A 2,005-nucleotide genomic window follows, 5' to 3' on the forward strand; every position below is an offset into this window, starting at 1 on the left:
TCTGACATCTGCGGTTTCTGTATCAATCAAAGACTTATGCAATTCAAGTCTAATGTTGTATCGATGAAACCACTAAACCTTTAGTTTGGCTGCATGGTGAGGTCAAAACGCCTCCCTTTAGTCAAGAAGCACGAATAGAGGCCGGTGTATTGCTCAGACGTTTGCAGCAGGGTGAGAACCTCGAACTACCGCACTCAAGACCGATGCCGAGTATTGGGACAGATTGCCATGAACTGCGAATTCGGGATGCGAACAAAAATTGGCGAATTATTTACCGCATTGATGACGATGCAATTTTGATTCTTGAGGTGTTTAACAAAACGACCAGAGCAACACAAACTAGCGTTATTGACGTTTGCAAAAAACGATTCAGCAAGTATGAACAGGACACACAAGATTAACCCTATGGAAAAGACAAAAAGAAAACGATTAGAAGAAAAAGGCTGGAAAATTGGGACTGTTTCACAGTTTTTAGATATCACTCCCGAAGAAACTGCACTTATTGAAATCAAACTTGCTCTCAGCCGTCACTTGAAAGAGCGACGACAACAATCAATGACCCAAACAGAATTGGCAGAAAAATTGCATTCAAGCCAACCTCGGATTGCCAAAGCCGAGAATGGTGATGCTTCAGTTTCTATTGAACTGCTAATTCGAGCGATGTTAGCGACAGGTGCAACTCCTCAAGAAATTGGACAAGTCATTGCACAAGCAGGGTAAATCTGAGTAAAGTTGTAGGGTGCGTCGCCACCAACCATTCCAAAGAGCGATCGACAATCTATTAGCGACGCACCAGAAAGTCGATCGATTGAGAGTTGAGAGTTGATAGTTGATAGTTGACAATTACCACTTACCAATTACAATCTAATATTTCAGTCTTTACCTTTACTTCCCTTTTTTGATAAGGGCATCACGGACGGAATACCATATCTTCTGGTTTGTACTTGAGTTTGAGTTTGTCTCCACTTACTTCTATAGCTGTAGACAACTTAATGTATCTGCGATCGGGGATTGTGAACAGGCGATCGGTACCTTGCGCTAGAGATTTAACAAATTCTTGCACAGTTTGATTTTTATTAGATGGGCGGCGGTAGAATGTTTCCAGCCTCCGCCACAGTTTAGGAAAAATTGGCGGTAATTCGGCAAGATTCACGGGCGGTTTGATGGTAACTCCTTTGTTAGAAGCATCATTTGACCAGATTCCTTTATCTGCTTTTCTAGCAGCCTTCACAGCTTCAGTCATGACATCCCGCAGTTCTTGATAGAGGGTTTCATAGAACATTGGATACAGCAACCCCTCTGCAAGGAGTTGGTAATTGATACTTTGCTGGAGTAAATCGGACTCCAAGAAAATAGGAGTGCCATCTGCTTGGGGAGAATCGCCCGCAAACGCAAAACAAACAGGCCTGCCATTTTTGTCAGCCTGGCCGGACAAGATATATCCCGGCAATCCGTTTTTATTGCCGCCCAATAGTTCAATATTGCGGGCAGTAGCATCCGATGAAAAAGGTTTTTTTGCTGTTTTTTCCATGGCGTCAACAGCTTCATATCGAAGTTGGACTTCTCCTCCTGGTTTAATCTCAACTCGTCCTTCGAGTTGGTCAAATAGGGTATCATCATCTGCCAGAAATCTCACCGAGTCACCATCTGGTAAACCGCTGGTAGGATTGAAGACACCTTTAATAGTTATAAATGACATGATTCAAACCTCCCGATCGCTATTCGTATTGCAGGGACTTTACTATAATAAACTAGAGGCAGCTTCGATTAATGCACGTTCGATCGGGACATATCGGAAATTCGGGTTAAATATTTCCTCGATCGTTCGGCGATTGAAATCTCTTTGTAATCCGCCTTAACTCAAAGAATAAACCACCTCGATCGCCCTGCCGGTGAGAAAAAGTGACAATCTTTTGTAAACTTGCGTAAATTCCCCGATCGCCCTGCCGATGAGAAAAAGTGACCAGTGTAAAGTTCTGTAAATGCGTAAATTGTCGAATTAGGG

Annotated in this window: 4 protein-coding genes; 2 read left to right on the forward strand and 2 right to left on the reverse strand. The window is 42.9% G+C overall.

Annotated features, from left to right (window positions below; genetic code table 11):
- Nucleotides 1–89 precede the first annotated feature (89 nt).
- Complete coding sequence (locus QT974_RS33820; RefSeq protein ID WP_333472731.1) at nt 90–401, forward strand: type II toxin-antitoxin system RelE/ParE family toxin; 312 nt, start codon at nt 90–92, stop codon at nt 399–401.
- A gap of 4 nt (nt 402–405) precedes the next feature.
- The gene (locus tag QT974_RS33825; protein WP_333472728.1) at nt 406–720 is read left to right on the forward strand and encodes a helix-turn-helix domain-containing protein; all 315 of its coding nucleotides are present in this window, start codon (nt 406–408) and stop codon (nt 718–720) included.
- A 190-nt stretch (nt 721–910) separates the two neighbouring features.
- On the opposite strand, the gene QT974_RS33830 is transcribed toward QT974_RS33825, so the two are convergent.
- Together QT974_RS33830 and QT974_RS33835 are read right to left on the reverse strand one after the other, a co-directional pair.
- A complete protein-coding gene (locus QT974_RS33830) occupies nt 911–1,699 on the reverse strand; it encodes a thermonuclease family protein (RefSeq protein WP_333472729.1) in 789 nt (262 codons plus the stop codon).
- Nucleotides 1,700–1,805: 106 nt separating this feature from the next.
- Nucleotides 1,806–2,005, reverse strand: a 200-nt coding sequence (locus QT974_RS33835; protein WP_333472730.1) for a hypothetical protein, incomplete at its 5' end; no start/stop codon positions are given.

It is taken from the genome of Microcoleus sp. BM001215392 (assembly GCF_036700185.1).
In the GTDB taxonomy this organism is placed as follows: domain Bacteria; phylum Cyanobacteriota; class Cyanobacteriia; order Cyanobacteriales; family Microcoleaceae; genus Microcoleus.

Excerpts from the sequence above, each read along its gene's own strand:
- QT974_RS33830 (WP_333472729.1), bottom strand. The coding sequence starts at position 1,699 with ATGTCATTTATAACTATTAAAGGTGTCTTCAATCCTACCAGCGGTTTA.
- QT974_RS33825 (WP_333472728.1), top strand. The coding sequence starts at position 406 with ATGGAAAAGACAAAAAGAAAACGATTAGAAGAAAAAGGCTGGAAAATT.